8 protein-coding genes are annotated in these 19,408 nt (G+C 46.8%); 7 read left to right on the top strand and 1 reads right to left on the bottom strand.

The window, feature by feature from the left end; translation table 11 throughout:
* Positions 1–76 precede the first annotated feature (76 nt).
* The 3 genes from SD10_RS19125 to SD10_RS30380 all read left to right on the top strand — a co-directional run bounded on the left by SD10_RS19125 (position 77) and on the right by SD10_RS30380 (position 7,610).
* The gene (locus tag SD10_RS19125; protein WP_046575934.1) at positions 77–481 is read left to right on the top strand and encodes a hypothetical protein; all 405 of its coding nucleotides are present in this window, start codon (positions 77–79) and stop codon (positions 479–481) included.
* Between the two features lie 53 nt (positions 482–534).
* A complete protein-coding gene (locus tag SD10_RS19120) occupies positions 535–4,701 on the top strand; it encodes a hybrid sensor histidine kinase/response regulator transcription factor (RefSeq protein ID WP_046575932.1) in 4,167 nt (1,388 codons plus the stop codon).
* A 278-nt stretch (positions 4,702–4,979) separates the two neighbouring features.
* Positions 4,980–7,610 carry an RICIN domain-containing protein gene (locus SD10_RS30380; RefSeq protein WP_052731226.1) on the top strand — a complete coding sequence of 877 codons (2,631 nt, stop codon included), beginning with the start codon at positions 4,980–4,982 and terminating at the stop codon, positions 7,608–7,610.
* A 100-nt stretch (positions 7,611–7,710) separates the two neighbouring features.
* Here SD10_RS30380 and SD10_RS19100 read toward each other — a convergent pair whose 3' ends face one another.
* Entirely contained in the window at positions 7,711–9,219 is a 1,509-nt protein-coding gene (locus SD10_RS19100; RefSeq protein ID WP_046575928.1) for a Gfo/Idh/MocA family protein, read from the bottom strand.
* A gap of 179 nt (positions 9,220–9,398) precedes the next feature.
* Here SD10_RS19100 and SD10_RS19095 point away from each other — a divergent pair, with 179 nt between their 5' ends.
* The 4 genes from SD10_RS19095 to SD10_RS19080 all read left to right on the top strand — a co-directional run bounded on the left by SD10_RS19095 (position 9,399) and on the right by SD10_RS19080 (position 19,400).
* Positions 9,399–12,680: a helicase-related protein gene (locus SD10_RS19095; RefSeq protein WP_046575926.1), complete on the top strand. Its 3,282-nt coding sequence runs from the start codon at positions 9,399–9,401 to the stop codon at positions 12,678–12,680.
* 196 nt (positions 12,681–12,876) lie between these two features.
* Positions 12,877–13,971, top strand: a complete 1,095-nt coding sequence (locus SD10_RS19090; RefSeq protein WP_046575925.1) for a PDDEXK nuclease domain-containing protein — start codon at positions 12,877–12,879, stop codon at positions 13,969–13,971.
* A 17-nt stretch (positions 13,972–13,988) separates the two neighbouring features.
* The gene (locus SD10_RS28825) at positions 13,989–17,549 is read left to right on the top strand and encodes an Eco57I restriction-modification methylase domain-containing protein (protein ID WP_052731225.1); all 3,561 of its coding nucleotides are present in this window, start codon (positions 13,989–13,991) and stop codon (positions 17,547–17,549) included.
* A gap of 21 nt (positions 17,550–17,570) precedes the next feature.
* Positions 17,571–19,400 (top strand): AAA family ATPase, encoded by a 1,830-nt coding sequence (locus tag SD10_RS19080; protein WP_046575922.1) that lies wholly within the window; start codon positions 17,571–17,573, stop codon positions 19,398–19,400.
* Positions 19,401–19,408 lie beyond the last annotated feature (8 nt).

The following is a 19,408-nucleotide window of genomic DNA, read 5'->3' as shown; positions in this document are numbered from 1 at the left end:
GTTGTTAGTCTATGTGCTTGGCAGTTTTTACGTATTTTTATCTTTCGTTTTTTTCTTTCCGTAACAAACTGACTATATGCAACGTGCTCAATTAAAGGAGTTTTACGGGTATGGCCTCATACTGGCCGTCCTGACAACCGTTCAGGTGTATTCTGTTTATCTTGCCACAACAACCGATTTATCCCTCTCCTGGAAGCATTACGTAGGCTTTGGTGCTACAGCCCTGGCGGGCATTTTGTGGGCCTTTCGTAAACCACAGTATTTGTTTTATGCCCTTGGCCTGACGCTCGTACTGGGCTATGAAAACCTCATCGGCTTCACCCCAACGCTTGATTTCACGGCTACGCGCTATTATTTCAACAACATGGCCTTCCCGGTATCGTACCAGGACTTTTCCATGTACATGCTGCTGATCTGGGCTTATGTCGCTCACGAGCGTCTACGCACCATGGTGCAGTCGTTGTTTCTGAAAACGAGGTAAATAAAGAACCTAAAATAGGTTCTTTATTTACCTTTCCGGAAAACACACCTTGGATGCGTCTTCTTTGTGTAGTATTCTATCTACTACCTTTTTCCTTATTTGCTCAGCCTGGCGGCTGGCAGGAAATCACTATATCCGAAGGCTTGTCGCAGGGCATGATCTATGATCTCAAGCAGGATCAAAGGGGCTTTATATGGGCAGCGACCAAAGACGGACTGAATCGCTACGACGGCTATAATTTCACCGTTTTTACCCACAACACCTACAATAAGTACAGTCTGTCGTCTAATGCGTGTTCGACCTTACTCGTTGATCGCCATGGGCGGTTATGGATTGGCACGTTGAATCGAGGACTCAATCTGTATAACGACCGAACCCAACAGTTTTATCATATAGATATGAGTGATCCGGCTTCTCCTGACGCCGGAAATTATGAGATCAGTCTGTTGGCCGAAGATCCGGAAGGTAATATCTGGGTGGGAACCAGCCAGAACAAACTCGTTAAAGTTACCTTGTCCGGTACGCTAAAATCCGGTTTTCCCGAGCAGCCTGACGTCACGTCCGGGGTTGAGTTCAGCCGATTTTCGTTTCCGCTACATGGAGGAAGCAGTGGCAGCGCACCCGCGCGAATTAGCTTCCAGGCCAATGGGCAGGCAGTGGTCAGTGCTGCCCGAGAACTATACCGGCTAAATTGGCGTCAACCGATGCCCGCCACCTATTCACAAATCAAACGGTTTGGTTCGTTAGCCACCCTGTTCAAGGCAACACCGGACGGGCAGCAACCGGACTACTGGTTTGGATTCAGTGCCGATACGCTCATTGGGTGGCAACAGACCAAACGAAAAGCGATCAGATTACCACCAACCAAAAATTCCAGTGTTTATCTGAGCAGTATTGATCACCAGACGATAGCTGTGGCAACGCCCGACTTTTTGTGGCTTATGTCTCCCGCTCAACTCTACGCACAGGATAGTTTATCGGTGCGTAATGCGTTCGCCGTTATGCCATCGAATGTATTTGCTGTAACCAAAATCCTTATCGACAGGACCGGCAACGTCTGGGTGGGTACGGCAGGCTATGGGTTGCGTAAATTCAATCCGCACGTCAAACAGTTTCAGATTTACCTGCCTAACAGTTCCCTGTCTTACTTATTTCAGGACCAACAGGCACAAATCTATGTACGCAATCAATTCGATTATGGGCGGTTAGACCGTTCCAGCAATCGCTGGAAACCTTTTCTGTCTAAAAGCGGTCTGACGCTGAACGATAGGCCAGCGTATATTATACAGGACCATCAGGGCTTTTTCTGGGTATCCATGGCGAACGACCAGGCCGATCCACCTGTTCATCGACTCGTTAAGTTTTCAGCGAATTGGCAGCAGCTCAAAACCTACCGGCTGCCGCCCGGCATTGCCTTTGGTTTGTATGGAAACCAAACCCGGGAAGATAAAGCCGGACATCTGTGGATTGGGGCAGCCAATGGCAGGCTTGTTCGATTCGACCCGATTACTGAAACATTTCAGGTATTTTCGTATCAGGACCTGCTGCTTCGACAGACTGCCGAAAGCGAAACCTATTCGCTGTATTTCGATGGAGCTGGTACGGGCTGGATTGGTACACAGGGTGGTCTTATCCGGATCGATCATCCACAGGCTACCCCCACGTTTTCGATTTATAAAAACGACATAGCTAAACCCGAAAGTTTAAGCAATGATTTTGTATCCAGTACAATCGACGATCCTGACCAGCCGGATAAGTACCTGTGGGTAAGCACAAAAGGGGGTGGGCTGGAACAACTTTCTAAAAAGACGGGGCAGTTTCGGCATTTTACCGAAGCGCAGGGGCTACCCAATAAAGTAGTCTATGGCATTCTGGTGGATGAATTTAAAAATCTCTGGATGAGTACCAACCGGGGGTTAGCCCGGTTTAACCCCAGAACGTTCAAATTCCGTAACTATACCAAAGCCGATGGGCTTCAGGACGATGAGTTCAATACGGGTTCGTTTCTGAAAACTGCATCCGGCGAGTTACTCTTTGGGGGGATAAATGGGTTGACAGCCTTTCAACCCCGGAACATAGCGGCTACAATGACCAAAGCCGCTCCCTTGGTGCAGCTTATTGGGTTAAAAATAAATAACGAAGCCATTGCCGTGGGTGCCCCTGATGGTATTTTGCCGGCCAGTATAGAACAGACCCGGGAACTTGATTTATTGCATACACAGAATCTGGTAACACTGGAATTTGCGTTGATGGATTATACCAATTCGGCTAAAAATCAGTACCGATATCGGTTGGATGGCATCGACCAGGATTGGGTGGATGCTGGCACTAATCGCTTCGCCAACTATGCTCAACTGCCCAGTGGCACCTATACGTTTGAGCTGGAAAGTTCAGCTAACGGAGAAATCTGGAGCAAATCCCTACCACTAGTCATACGCATTCATCCGCCCTATTACCGGAGCTGGTGGGCTTACTTACTGTATGTCTGTATACTGCTATTCATGGGCTGGCTGCTATATAAGTTCCAGAAACAACGATGGTTTTTGCAGCAGCAGGTAGCGCTTGAGCAAAAAGAGGCCGTCCGGTTAGCGGAACTGGATGTGCTCAAAACACAGTTCTTTACGAATATTTCGCATGAGTTTCGTACCCCGCTGACGTTGATACTGGGTCCCTTGACCGCATTGAAACAGCAACTTCAGACAGAGAAGGTCGTTACGTTGACTGCACCAGTGGTTCATGTGATGGAGCAAAACAGTAACCGGTTACTGAGTCTGATCAACCAACTTCTCGACCTAAGCAAACTGTCGGCCAGCCAGCTTGGGCCGGCACCGGAGATTGGCGATCTAAGCACCTTTTTCCGAACCTTAGCCAGCTCCTTCAGTTCACTGGCCGAAAGCCGACAGATTCAGTTCTCATTCACGCAGCCACATGCCCGCGTTCAGGCTAAGTTCGATCATGACAAGATCGAAAAAATAGTTACTAATCTCCTCTCAAACGCTTTCAAATTTACCCCCAACGGCAACCGGGTTTATTTACGAGTTGATTACCCGGACCCAGGAGAAACCGGAGAGTTGGTCATTACAGTAGAGGACACCGGGATTGGTATTGCCCAAACTGATCTGGCGCATATTTATGAGCGATTTTATCGGCGGTCCTCTGGTCCGGTCGCTGGTGAATTCAACCGAACCTACGAAGGCACAGGTATTGGGCTATCGTTGGTTAGTGAGTTGGTAAAGGTACTGGGGGGCACAATCAATGTGAACAGTAGAGAAGGAATAGGCACGCGGTTCAAGGTTCGCTTACCGCTAACGGGTATCGAGCAACAAACGGTAGAAGAGAATGTAGCGCTGTCCGAGCCGCCAGAGCGTAATATGGTGCCTTCACAGGTTCTGGTCAACACGCCTTTACCAACGCCTTCGACCGATAATGTGCTGCTCATTATCGATGACAATGCGGACATTCGGGCGTATGTGCGGACGATATTCGAGTCGAATTACCACATTATTGAAGCCGAAAATGGACAAAGCGGCCTGGATAAAGCGACAACCAGCCTGCCTAACGTAATCATCTGCGATCTGATGATGCCCCGACTCGATGGATTTGAGTTTTGTCGCTTGCTGAAACAGCAGGAAGTTACCAGCCATATTCCCGTAATCATGCTCACCGCCAAAGCAACGGTGGAGGATCGCATTGGCGGTTTTGAGCTGGGCGCTGACGACTATCTGACCAAACCCTTCAACCCGACCGAACTTGAGGCCAGGGTACGTAATCTGGTTCGGCAGCGCGAGCGGCTGTATCAGCGATTTACCAGAGAACAGGCCACATCAATGACCGATACGGCCAGCGCGGAAGTCGGTAAATCCGGTCTGTTGGCGGCTGAACAGAACTTTATGGACCGATTATCGGCGGTAGTGACGCAGCACATTGACGATCCGGAATTTACGGTAGAGATCCTGGCCGAAGCGCTTAATATGAGCCGAACTCAATTGTTTCGTAAACTCAAAGCGCTGACCAACACAACGGCAACGAACTATATTCTGGATATCCGCATGACGAAAGCCGCCCAGCTTCTGAAAGGTCGGGAGGAGAGTGTTACACAGGTCGCATATGCGGTTGGGTTCGACAATCCCTCTTACTTTACAAAAGTATTTAAAGAACGTTATGGTGTACTACCCTCCCAGTTTGGTAAGCCACCGGTTCGTTCAGTGGATTCAGAATAGCCCGATTGACCCTTCATGTTCGTTTAAAAAGCCCTCTTTAGGGCTTTTTTTTATTTCTGCAACCAGAGTGCTACTCGATGCAACCAGAGTGGTAGCCGATGATTTCGTATCGGTGCTACTTGCCGCCGTATTCAGTAGGCCTGTAGCTTTTACTCGTACAACGGCAATCGTTCTGCCAATCATAAATGATAACGCAGTCCATTCTCGTAAATCCAAATAAAAGTCTGGCGTAAGGAGTACAACCGTTTGCAAAAATCTAACCCATATATAATTCTTCTATGAACTCAATATTTACGTTGATTCCGAAGCCGTATGCCGTTGGCTACCGCTTTGCCGTTGGCCTCCTCTGTTGGCTGGGGAGCCAGATTACCGCGCTGGGCCTGCCGATACCGACGAGCTTTCACCGGACTGGGGAGATAGCGAAACGCTACCCGGCTACCCAGGTATCCGCCATGCTCGCCTTGCCGGTATCGGTATCGGGGGTTGAGGCTGGCAAGTGTTATCGACTCGTGTCTCGGCTGAGCGGCAAGGTGCTGGGCGTAAGTGGCACCGCCCAAAGCGACGGCGACCCGCTCACTCAGCAAACCGATGCCAATAAGCTCATGCAGGGCTGGCGCTTCACGGCTACGGGCGGAGACTATTATACCATTCAGGGGCTGGCCACCCAGAAAGCCATGCAGGTCAACGGCTCCTCGACGGCGGAGGATGCCTTGGTCGAGCAGTGGACGTACTGGGGTGGTGCTCATCAGCAGTGGCGGCTGGTGCGCAATGGCGAGGGCTACTTCACTATCCTCAACCGCAATTCGGGCAAGGCTATTACGGTGCGTAATGCCAGCACGGCTGAGGGGGCTGCCATCAGTCAGCAGACTGCGGGGGCGGGCCAGAACCAGCAGTGGAGCATTGAGGAGCGCAGTTGTACCGCTACGGCCACCAATCAGGCACCTGTAGTTGTCGCCACATCGACCCCGTTAACGGGTAGTTCGCCCTTGAGCGTGACCTTCACAGGCAGCAAATCCTATGACCCGGACGGCGACCCCATCACCTACGAATGGAATTTTGGCGATGGCAGCAGTTTCTCTACTGAAGCTAATCCTGTGAAGGTGTTCACTGCAAAGCCCGGCAGTCAGGGTGTCGGTCTGATTCTGAACTATACAGTTCAATTGACGGTCATCGACAGCAAAGGGCTGCGGAGCCCGGTCCAGACCTTTGCTGTCAGGCTCAACAGTACCAATCCCACCGTCCAGATTACCAACCCGGTCAACAATGCCAAATACGCGCTCGACAAGTCTACCAGCTATACCCTGGGCGCTACGGTTACCGGCAGTGGCATCCAGTCTCAAATCTGGCAGGTAAAGCTGCGTCATAACAACAGCGAACAACTGGTGAAAACCACGTCGGGGACTAATCCGGTTATCGATATTTCGCCCGTGGGCTGCGATGGCGATGATTACTACTACGTGATTTCGGTAAAGGTGACGGATTATGCTAATCTGTCGGGTCAGGATTCGGTCAGGATTTATCCGGATTGCAACTCGGCTAAGCTCAATGTTATCGGGCTGACGGCTACCCCGATCAGTAACGGCAGCATACGCCTTAACTGGACAAACCCAACGCTCCCCTTCGATAAAGTACTGGTGGTGGGCAGGGCTGGCTCGGGCCTTACAAATATTCCTCTGGAGCCTGCCTATACGGCCAATGCCAGCTTCACTGGCAATGGTTCGGAGTTGCCGGGAGGAGGCAAGGTACTCTATCAGGGTACATCGAACTCGGTGGTGGTAACTGACCTGACAGCGGGTCAACCCTATTATTTTCGGGTGTATGCCCACGCTGGCAACGGCTGGTCGGGGGGCGTAGAGGTAAGCACGACGCCGACATCGGTTACCGCTAATCGTCCGCCCGTGGTCGTAGCGACAACAACTTCGTTAACGGGTACATCGCCCCTGAGCGTGACCTTTACCGGCGACAAATCCTATGACCCCGACGGCGATCAGCTTTTCTATGAGTGGGCGTTTAGTGATGGCACCTACTTAAACGTGGCTAACCCTGTGAAGACCTTCACGCCACAAATAGGGCAGCATGGATCAGGTTCGATTACAAGATTTACCGCTCAACTTACGGTAACCGATAGCAAAGGGCAACGAAGCACCAGCCAGGTATTTACTATCTCGCTCACCGATAATACCGCACCAACGGCCGATAAGTGTTATCGACTCGTGTCTCGGCTAAGCGGCAAAGTGCTGGGCGTAAGCGGCACCGCCCAGAGTGACGGCGATAAGCTTACCCAGCAAACCGATGCCACCAAACTTGTTCAGGGCTGGCGCTTCACGGCTACGAGCGGAGACTACTACAGCATCCAGGCGTTATCTACTACGAAAGGCATTCAGGTTGCCGGTTCCTCGACGGCCGATGATGCCTTGCTGGAGCAATGGACCTATTGGGGGGGCGCTCATCAGCAATGGCGCTTAGTGCGCAATGCAGACGGCTATTTCACCATCCTCAACCGCAATTCGGGCAAGGCCATCACGGTGCGCAATGCCAGCACGGCCGAAGGGGGGCAGATCAGTCAGATGACACTGGGAGCGGGGCAGGAACAGCAGTGGAGCATTGTAGAGAGAACGTGTACGACTGGAGCCAGAGTGGGGGCTATGGAAGCGGGTATTGCCATCAAACTATGGCCTAACCCGGCCAACGACCATGTGCTGGTCGATTTAAGTCCCGTCATTGGCCAGCCTGTCGGTCTGGAAGTAAACGATCTGCTTGGGCGCTCAATTCAACAGATACAACTGGATGCGGCTTCTGCTGAGCCATATCGTTTCAACACGAGCCAACTCCCCAATGGCCTGTACCTGATTCGGCTTACGCCTGCCGGGCAACTGCCAACTACGCTGCGGCTATTGATACAACGTTAAAAAAGACGGGACTGCCAGGACAAATAACCCAGAACGGCGAAAAGGCCATAAAGATTTGTTCTTTATGGCCTTTTCGCCGTTTGTAAAAATTAAGAATACTCTACGCCGTTAAGGACCAGCCCTGGCGGTATTCGCGCTTAACGAACTGGTTGGCTTCGTCGAGGTTGGTGATTTTCATATTTTTGCCATCCCACAACAGTCGCTTACGGCCTGGGTAATCAAAACCTTTGCCATCCGCTTTAGGCGTACGGAGTGTATAGCTACGGATAGCCAGGTTACCCATCAGAACCGATTCGGTGAGGGGACCCGCAAAGTCGAACGAAGACGTTAGCGCCTTATGTTCCTTGCTGTTAAAACCTGCCTTACAGGCTTCGGTCCATAATACCTGGTGACCGTTTTCGGGCAGGCCACCTGTTGGTTTGGGCGCTGCAACCAGTTTGTCCCCGCTTTTAGTATACAGTCGTGGGTTGTCGCCATACATGCCGCAAACAATCAGGCCTTTGTCGCCGTGCATCAGCACGCCATTCTCCCCATTTTCTGGCATGAGTTCGCCTTCAGGCAACATATCCGGGCGGAACGGACGCAAACCGCCATCTTCCCAGATCAACGTAACTGCCGACTTATTTTTGGTCGAAGCGGGAAACTTCAGTTCAACATGCGAGGATGGTGGACATCCTTCGGGAATGTACTCGGGGGTCCAGTCTTTCAGGAACACCTGGCCAATGCTGGTTTCAACCTGGGTTGGGTAGCCTAGGCCAAGTACCCGGAAGGGCACGTCCATGATGTGACAGCCAATGTCGCCCAGTGCACCCGCACCGAAGTTCCACCAGCCGCGCCATTTGAATGGGTGGTAAGCGGGTGTGTAGCCTACTTTTTGTGCGGGTCCGAGCCACAGATCCCAGTCGAGGTCGACGGGCGTTTCCGATGCCGGTTGTGGTACCGGAATGCCTTGTGGCCACACGGGCCGGTTGGTCCATAAGTTGATCGTATGAACGTTACCAATCAGCCCCTTGTCGAACCACTCCACCATTTGTTTCTGCTGCGGATTGGACGACCCCTGGTTACCCATCTGTGTAACGACTTTATACTTACGGGCTGCTTCGGTCAGCATCCGCGCTTCGTAGATGTTATGGGTCAGTGGTTTCTGCACATATACGTGTTTGCCCCGTTGCATAGCCGCCATAGCGATGACGGCGTGGGTATGGTCAGCTGTCGATACGGTTACCGCATCAATGTTCTTCCCTTCCTTATCCAGCATCTCGCGGAAGTCCTTATACCGTTTGGCGTTTGGGTGCTTGGTGAAATTTTCTTTCACGCGGGCCAGACCCCAGTCTACGTCGCACAGAGCCACCATGTTATTAGCTCCATTGTTATACGAGTTGTTGGTATCGCTGAACCCTTTACCGCCAAAGCCTACCCCGGCAATATTGAGTTTATCACTGGGGGCAATAAAACCTTTGCCACCCAGCACGTGGCGAGGTACAATAAAAAAGCCTGCCGCAGCCAGAGCTCCGGTTTGCATAAATTGACGCCGTGAGGTTGTCGAACCGGTAGCCCCGGTCTGATCGGGCGAGTCCACGCCAGGCGTTGCGTTATCTGATGGATTCATAAAACAGATGTCAAACTGATTTAGGGAGATAAAGTAAGGTGGTTTGTTTTTTTACCCTAGTCCGTTTGGAATTGTTGGATTTAAGGTATGTGTTGAACGGGCCTATTTTATTGATCTTGCAGTTTTTTCCATACTTTATTGATAAGAGCAATAAATTGCCGACTAATAGTACTAATCGAATGCAAACGAAATTCTTCACCAACGACGATGGCAACTCCCTGCTTGCTAAAATTGAAGGTATTTTCACTCATCGTAATATTTACTTCTTTGATGCGTTAGTCGGCTATTTCTATGCATCGGGTTATTTTCGGATCCGCCCCTATATAAAGCGGGCGGGTGAAGTGCGGGTGTTAGTCGGTATCAATGTCGACAAAATGGTGTACGAAGCATCCCGGCAGGGTGTGTTGTTTTCTGCTGATGCCTATAAATCGCAGGAAGACTTTTTTGAGTCTATTAAAAAGAACATTCAGCAGGCTAAATACAGTAAGGCCGTTGAAGAGGGAATGCTGGGGATGATTGACGACATCGTCTCCGGTAAGCTTCAAATTCGGGTACATCCTAAGCAGAATATTCACGCTAAAGTTTATGTGTTTCGGGAAGAAGTCCGGCATGACCATGGCTATGGTTCTGTTATTACAGGTTCCAGCAACCTGACCGAACCAGGACTGGAACGTAACTTCGAGTTCAATGTCGAACTGCGAGAGAACGGTGATATTGACTTTGCTACGGAAACATTTAACCGCCTTTGGGATGAATCGGTGCCGGTGTCTGAAGAGTTCATTGCCCGACTGAAAACGGAAACATTTCTTAACGACCAGTTTACAGCCTACGAAGTATATCTGAAATTTCTGATCGAGTATTTTGGCAAGAGCATCGACTACGATCCGAATTCAGAGACCGACTTGCCCAAGGGCTTTATGCCCTTAGCGTATCAGGCTGATGCCGTCAATGATGGCTACAACAAGATGGCCAAACACGGTGGCTTTTTCCTGTCTGATGTCGTTGGCCTGGGCAAAACCATCATCGCTACCCGAATTGCCAAGAAGTTTTATTTCAAAAACGGTTTTCCAGAATATCGCTCGCGCACACTGATTGTTGTGCCACCGGCACTTAAGCAGAACTGGGACGAAACCATCGAAAAGTTCAGTCTGGATGGGGTGCATATTGTAACGAATGGTAGCCTGCATAAAGTTAGGAACCCCAGTCAGTATGATATGGTCATTGTAGATGAGGCCCATAAGTTTCGGTCCGATACGGCAGAAGCCTACAACGATCTGCAAAAGATATGCAAAACGCCCACCCGACGCCGTAAGAACGATGGATCGCGTTACCCCAAACGGGTGATGCTGGTATCGGCAACACCGCTTAACAACTACCCCCAGGATATTGCCAATCTGGTCTATCTGTTTCAGGATAGTAAAGACTCGACGCTCGAAATCGGTAATCTTCAGCACTTTTTCCGGCAGCATATCGATGCTTATCGACGGCTGAAACAGGAGCCTGATATGCAGAAGGTGAAAGAGGGCGTTCGGCAGATTTATGAGCAGATTCGGGTTAAAGTCATTGAACCGCTTACCGTTCGGCGGACGCGTACCGACCTGAAAATTCATAGCCAGTATAAAGACGATCTGGCGGCTCAGAAAATCGAATTCCCGGATGTGCGCAAGCCCGAAAAAATACTCTATCAACTGGCTCCCCATCTGGAAATGCTGTATGACCAGACGATCCGCCAGTTAACCCACCCGACCGAAGGATTGACATATAACCGCTATCGAGCCATTGGCGCCCTGAAGCCCCATAAAAAGCAGAAGTATAAAAAGGCCGATATGATCTCGACCCAGTTGGCGAAAATCATGAAAACGATGCTCGTCAAGCGGATCGACAGCAGTTTCTACGCCTTTCGCCAGTCGATCCGCCGGTTCTGCGATGCGAATGATGCCATGCTGAAGATGTTCGATACCGGTCGGGTATTTATTGCCCCCAATCTACCCGTTTCGGACATGATCAATGACGGTCGGGAAGATGAACTGTTTGACCTGGTTACAACCCTGATGGATCTTGATCCAACGGTCGATATCTGCGTGCCGGATGATTTTGAGCCGGGTTTTTACCAAGGCTTAAAACGTGATCAGGCCATTCTTAACGACCTGTCAAAAGCCTGGGATGATCTTGGCGATGAGGACCCAAAACTTAATACGTTTGTCGAGTATCTTCATCGGCAGCTTTTCGATGATACGAATCGGGAAAAGAAACTCGTCGTTTTCTCCGAAAGCAAAGAGACAACCGAATATGTGGCCCGGCGCTTGAAAAGCCTGGTACCTCATCGGATTCTGACAGTAGACAGTCACACCCGCAAGGATCGGATGCCTACCATCCGGGCTAATTTTGACGCGAACTTACCGACTGATCTTCAGCAGAATGAGTATGATATCATCATTTCGACCGAAGTATTGGCGGAGGGGGTAAACCTGCACCGCGCCAATGTGATCGTCAACTACGATACACCCTGGAACGCAACCCGCCTGATGCAGCGTATTGGCCGGGTAAACCGCATCGGTACTAAGGCGAAAGCCATTTACATCTATAATTTCTTCCCGACAGCGCAGGTCGACAACGACATCGATTTGCAGAAAAAGGCGATGATGAAATTGCAGGCCTTTCATGCTGCCCTGGGCGAAGACAGTCAGATTTACAGTCCCGATGAGGAGATAGAGTCATTTGGGCTGTTTGATAAGGAGGTTGATGAGGAACGCGACGAAAAGCTGGATTACCTGATGGAAATTCGGAATCTGAAAGAGAAAGACCCGGATCTGTTTAAGCGTATCAAAACCATGCCATTACGCGCCCGCGTCGGACGTAAAGACCGAATGCAGCATCAGGCGACTATTGCGTTTATTCGGGATCAGAAACGGGATGCGTTTCTGTATGTTCATGCCAATAAAACCGCCGAAAACTATAAAGTTGAGGAACTGACGTTCCTGGAAACGGCTAAACGATTTCAGTGCATGGTGCATGAGCGGGCTACGAAGCTCCATGATCTTCATCACGAACAGGTACAACTGGCCGTAGATCGGTTTCAGGCGCAGGTAGAAGCCGAAAAGGCGCAGGACAAAAAAGTAGACGTTTCGCAGGGGCCTAATGAGAAGAAAGCGCTGATGTTTCTGGATGCGTTTCTATCATTGCCATTTATCAGCGAGGACGAGAAAGCATTAGTTGGTTTGGCAAAAGATGCGATTCGGCGCGGGCGGTTCCAGAATTTGCAACGCGACATCAATAAGCTTCAGAAAACGCAATCAAAAGTGAAAGTGCAGGCCGCCATCTTGTTGGAACACCTGATGAAAATCCTCAATAGCTATCCGCTAAGCGAGCCCGATGAAGATGTGTCGGTAACGCCTGTTTTGCCGGTCGTTGTTGCGCCTACTGAACCAGCCATTATTATTTCGGAGAGTTTCAGCATGTGATAGTCATTGGATGATCACAAATGGATTTTAAATACCTCCAACTATATTCTGGTTAGTGAATAAAAAGACATCGAACTTGACTGGCTAAAAAAAATAGAAACGAAATAGGAATTTGGCTTATCTATTGATAATCAGTCTGGTTTTCTATTTTTAGACCTGTTGCAAGAAATAGTAGCGCAAAATAAACCCACCTAGCATGAAAGAGACAGAAGCAACAGATCCATATCTGACTTTATTGCAGGATATAAGCAGCCAGATTCTGCAAAGCCGCTACCGGGCAGCACGCTTGGTCAACCGAGAATTGTTATTGCTGTACTTTACTGTAGGCAAACGGTTGTCTGAAAAAGTTGCGGCTGAGAAGTGGGGTGCAAAAGTTTTGGAGCAACTGTCGGCAGATTTACAAAATCAATTACCTGGATTACGGGGATTTTCATATCGTAATCTGAGAAATATGCGCCAGTTTGCGGAAGCCTACAGCCAGTTAATTGCCGATCCGTCATATAGTCAGGTGCCAATCGAAGACAATCAGTCAGAATCAATTTGGCAGATACCGTCTGCCAAATTAAGTGATCAGGATTTTAAGGTTTTCGTCGGTTTAGGCTTCTCCCATCATATTCTACTGTTAAATCGTTGTCATGATTTGGAGGAACGGCTTTTTTATATGCGTAAAGCCGTTGCAAACCAATGGACACATGAGATGCTTGACTGGCAGATCAAAGCTCGACTGTATCAAAAACAAGGGCAATTACCTAACAATTTCGAGCAGACGCTTTCAGAGCCATTAAAGGTAACTGCTTTACAGGCTTTTAAAGACGAATACCTGCTCGACTTCATTAATGTCGAAAAAGATGACGAGCGAGTGGTTGAAAAAGGCATTGTGCAGAACATCCGAGAGTTTATCCTGAAAATGGGTACTGGGTTCTCGTTTGTTGGCAATCAATACCGTTTGGTGATTGATGAGCAGGAGTTTTTTGTGGATTTACTCTTTTTCAACCGTCAACTCCAATGCCTGGTGGCTGTTGAGTTGAAACGTAGTGAATTTAAACCGGAATATTTGGGACAACTGAGTTTCTATGTCAATGTCCTGAATGATTTGGTACGTCTACCGCATGAGAATCCTAGCATTGGTATCTTGTTGTGCAAAGAGAAATCCAACGCTATTGTCGAATATGCCTTTCAGGGTTACAACACACCAATGGGCGTAGCCACCTACCAACTCAGTTCCGACCTTCCCGAACACCTGCGCGACGTATTGCCCGACCCTGAAGCCTTGAAAAAGCTGCTCGACTAATATTACAAATACAGATTATGACTAAATCTGAACTTAAGTTATTTCTACGCCAACCTTTCTCTGACAATATAGAAAACGGAACGGTTCGAACGCTGGTAAAGAGACTCTTCGGGGCTGCTGTGGAGCTTTTTACATCACCTAACATATTGGTTGAGAGTAAGGAAAGTATCAGACTGTCTCAGCAAATAGGTAGCATTCCACTTTCCGATGGACGTAACCTCGCTATTTTCGACGTAACGGTTACAGATTCTATTCAGATTGCTCGTAACCGAAAGGGTCTGCGTGATGCAGCCGCTAAATACATTGATCAAAGTGTTATTTACGGAGCGATAGTCTTTTACCACAATCCAAATCAATCAGATTATCGTTTATCGTTCATTTCTCGTTATGCTGAATTCGATCTTGAAACTGGCCAATTAATAAAGGGAGAGACGAAGCCAAAGCGCTATACATTTCTGCTTGGCCCAAATGAGAGTTGTACAACAGCCGCAGAACGACTGGGTGATTTAATGCTTAATACTCGGCCCAAACGGTTGAAGGAACTGGAAGAGGCTTTCTCAGTAGAGCGATTGAATCGTGATTTCTTTAAAGAATACCGCTGGCACTACGAGCGCTTCTGGCGATATATTGCTGAGCGCCCCGATTATGCAGACGTATTGCGCGACCCCGAGCGCCCAACGAAAGAACTCCAGGAAAAGCCTATTCGTGACTTTGCCAAGAAACTGCTGGGGCGAATGGTATTTCTCTATTTCCTCCAAAAGAAAGGGTGGATGGGGTGTAAGAGCAATCAAGACTCTTGGATAGAAGGTGACCCTTTCTTTGTAAGAACCTTATTTACAAAATTCCCTTATCCAGAACAGTTTTATAGCGAAGGGTTAACTAAACTTTATTTTCAGACGCTGAATGTTAAGCGATCCGGCGACCGATTTGTGATTGATGGTATGGAGCCCTGCCGAGTTCCGTATCTAAATGGCGGTTTGTTCGACGATGCGCATGAAAAAGCCAGTCATTTCGATTTCCCGCCGGAATACTTTTCAGCCCTACTTGATTTCTTCGACCAATATAATTTTACGATTGACGAAAATAGCCCTGATGAACAGGAAGTGGGCATTGACCCCGAAATGCTAGGGCATATCTTTGAGAACCTGCTTGAAGAAAACCGTGACAAGGGAACATTCTACACGCCCAAATCAATCGTATATTACATATGCCGCGAAGCGCTTATAAACTACTTAGCTCCACATTTTCCAGATGCGGCTGATATAGAAGGGTTTGTAAAGCAACACCGGGTATCTGATTACCTAAGTCAGCAATCACAGGCTAATGCGCTCGATAGCCTGTTGAACTCCGTGCGCGTATGTGATCCGGCCATTGGCTCTGGGGCTTTCCCGATTGCCATGATGCAGGAAATTTTTCAGGCCAAACTGCATATCTACCCATATCGGAAAACGATTGATCCGTTTGACCCGGCTAAGGTGAAACTGAGTATTATTGAAAATAATATTTACGGTGTTGACCTTGATAGTGGGGCTGTTGACATTGCCCGACTCCGTTTTTGGCTCACCTTGGTTGTCGATGAAGATGCTCCCCGACAATTGCCTAATCTTGATTACAAGATCATGCAGGGGAATAGCCTGTTTGAGCAATTTGAGGATGTTGATTTATCGCGTGTACATCACATGGCTCATCAGGTGAAGGTATTTGAGCCTGACCGCGATTTATTTGGCAATATTCTGAATCCTCAACTAACCATGACCTATCATGGGCTTCATGAGGTGGATTTATCCGCTTTAATTAAGCGGTATTTTGAAGCCAACGACCCAAAACGGAAAAAGAAGCTGCGGACGGACATTAGCGACCACATTAATGACCACATCAATTACAATCTGGAGCGACGGGAAGAATCTCTCCGCCAAAGCATCGCTTTAGCGGGTAACGTCGACGTATCACGTCTGAAGGCTAAAGATCGTAAACGCCTGGACGATTACCGGCAACAATTGCAGCAGATAGAGCAGACTCGGCAACGACTCATTGATTTACAACAGACGAACGAGCGCCCATATTTTCTGTGGCATTTATTCTTTCAGGATGTGTTTGCCGAAGGTGGGTTCGACATCATTATTGGTAACCCGCCTTATTTCTCGGTCAGTAAGCAACCCGCCTTAAAAGCCATACAGGAAAAATACGATACTTACGAATCGACAGGCGATATCTACGCGCTGTTTTATGAATTAGGGTACCGGATGTTGCGACCAGGTGGTACGTTGGCTTACATTACGGGTAGCTCGTGGTTACGTTCCAACTATGGCAAATCACTACGTAATTTCTTCATTCAAAAAACGAATCCAGTCAAGCTCATTGACTTCTCGGATAGCGAAATTTTTGAATCAGCAACGGTGCGAACTACGTTGTTTGTCTTTAAAAGAGAGCCTAATGAGCGCCAATTGAAGGCCTTACGTCTGACGCGACGAACTCAACGTTTTATTCAACAACTAGACGAGTATTTTGACAGTAAACATATTGAACTGGAAACTCAGCCCGATCGGGCTTGGGTGGTGCTAACTAAGGAGCATTTAAGTCTTAAACAACTGGTTGAATCGAAGGGAAAACGATTAGTTGATTGGGGAATAACTATCAATCGAGGAATTGTAACTGGCCTCAATGAAGCTTTTGTAATTGATAATAATACACGGTCTCTATATGTCGAGCAGGATGAGAAAAGCGAAGAAATAATTAAGCATTTTCTCCGCGGACGTGATATAAGTCGTTACGTTTCTGGAAATTCCAATATTTACATGATTTTTACACGTAAAGGAATAGATATTGAGCGTTACCCAGTCATCGAAAAACACCTGAGTCAATTTTACGAAGACCTAAAGCCGCGTAATAACGGTGAGACAAAAGGCCGTAAACCGGGGCCATACGCGTGGTACGAAATACAAGATAATATTGCCTATTACCGGGACTTTGACAAGCCTAAACTTATCTACCCTCAGATTACAAAAGACTTAACATTCTGCTATGACGAAGAAGGATATTACACGAATGATAAATGCTTTATTGCCACAGGTGAGCATTTGAAATATCTTTTGGTGTGGCTTAATTCCAGGCTCTTTCGTTACTGCTTTGAAGAAGATTTTCCTGAAGTTGAGGGTAATGCGCGTGAGTTAAGAAAAATCTTCATGGAAGAAGTTCAAGTCATTGTTCCTTCGCCTGAAGAAGAAGACCGTTTAGAAAACCTGGCTAACTATCTGCTATATCTACATAATGAGGCCAACAAACCCGTAAATCCTTATGTTGAGAATCGCCAAGTTGCTATTCTCTTCGACGATATTGCCAATCACCTTGTTTGCGAACTCTATTTTGCCGACGAAATGCGTGAAAAAGGCGTGGATCTGGCATCGGTGCTTAAATTAGAATCGTTGATGGGTATCAACGATATAGCCGAGCAGGGTGCTGTTATAAACCGAACTTACCAGAGTATTCAGGTAATGGGTAGCCCCGTACGTGACCGCCTGAAATTAGTTATTGACCGTTTACCAGAAAATGTCGGCCGAATACTTAGTAATTCTCGGTAAATTTTTTTCTATCTACCTACAATGGCAAAAATTTCTACCCTCCACATCAATAATTTTAAGTTTTTCAGTGAGTCCAAACCAATTGAAGTTGATGGTAAACACTTACTGATTTATGGTGAGAATGGCTCTGGTAAATCGTCGATTTATTGGGCATTATACACTCTATTAGAATCTAGTTTTAAGAAAAATGATGATATCAAAAAGTATTTTGATAAACAAGACCCAAAAAATTTGATTAATATATATGCTACCTCAACTGAGGCAAATAATTATGATTCATTCATAAGCATATCTCTTGATAATAATAACGATTACAAAATTGCTTACAATGAATTCTCTATAAATGAGAATGTAAATGCTATAGAAAGCAGAAGAGCATCAGATTTTTTGACTTATCGTTTTGCTTATAAAATACACGATTTTAAACACGGAAAAGAGATAGAATTATTTGATCTTTTTTTGAATGAAATATTTCCATATGTTATCTCAAGTAAAGATCTAAAATACCAAGAGTACATTGGTGAGATTGAGTATAGTACAAGAATACTAAGCACAGCTTGGAACTCATATTTAGCCAACGGATTAACAAGGTATCGAAATGCGAAAAATCAGAGAGTACGTTCAGATACAGCACGAGCGAACCCTTATAAAGACTTAGCAAAAGACTTTGATAATGAGGTGCTAAGAATATTAGGAGAAATTATAACAATCGGTAATCAAGTATTAGAACAGCTTGGCTATTCAGATATCAAATTCACTTTAGATTATTCAAATATAGCTTTTAATGAAGTTGGCGATGCGGAGACGCCAACGATAAAACTAAGAATAACAAAGTTTAACGGCCAAAATAATCCTTTTAAATTTCCGCAGTCATTTTTAAATGAAGCACGTCTTACAGCTGTCGCTTTAGCTATCCGATTAGGTTTTTTAGAGAGTAGATTATCTACTGCGGAGTTAAAATTACTGGTACTTGATGATCTTCTTATCAGCTTAGATATGAGTAACCGGCGTAGAGTGCTGGATTTGTTATTGACAAAATATGCGTCAGTATATCAGTTATTTATTTTAACTCATGAGCGTTCTTTTTATGAGAAAATTAGACGTCAGATTTCCTTGAAGAATGAAGAAAGTAATTGGAAGTATATAGAGATGTATGAAGATACTCGTCAGTTACCACCAAGACCATATATTAAAAAATCGGCTAGCTATTTTGAATCAGCGGAACAACATTTTATTCAATTTGACTTTCCAGCTACGGCTAATTATCTGAGAAAAGCTTGCGAACAACTATTAGATGAACTTTTACCATTACGTTTTTTACTTGATAGCAATGGAGAAAGAATCTGGCAATTAGGTAATTTATTAATAAAGGCTGAAGAGTATTTTAATGCACTTCCCATAAGCGTACAGCCAGTTAATGAGTTAAAGGAATGCTTGAAAACTTTATTAAATCCACTTTCTCACGCAGATCTTGAAGCTCCTGTTTACCGTCAAGAGCTACTAGACATCTTCGAATCTTATAATAAATTAAGGCTCTACAAGCAGTTGGAGAAGTTAATTTTATGCGAAAAAGATAAGCATGTAACGTTCACTCTTATTGATCATTCTTCTAGTGCGAATACTTTATCATGGGATATTACTTTACATGAAGACCTAATTGCAATAAGATTACCCGGTGAAGAATATAGGCTAGCTTATTGCAAGTTTACAGCCATTTGGGCAAAAAATGGAGATAGTCAACCCAAGCCAATCAGCGGGGAAAATGATATAACCAGATTTTACGAAGATGCCTGTCGAAAGACTGGCAACGTACCAGAAGATATATTTGATATTCTTTACGCTAAAGATTGAAACGGTTA

It is taken from the genome of Spirosoma radiotolerans, from assembly GCF_000974425.1.
In the GTDB taxonomy this organism is placed as follows: domain Bacteria; phylum Bacteroidota; class Bacteroidia; order Cytophagales; family Spirosomataceae; genus Spirosoma; species Spirosoma radiotolerans.
The sequence above is the reverse complement of the archived record's forward strand: the minus strand, read 5'-3'. Positions and strand labels throughout refer to the sequence as shown.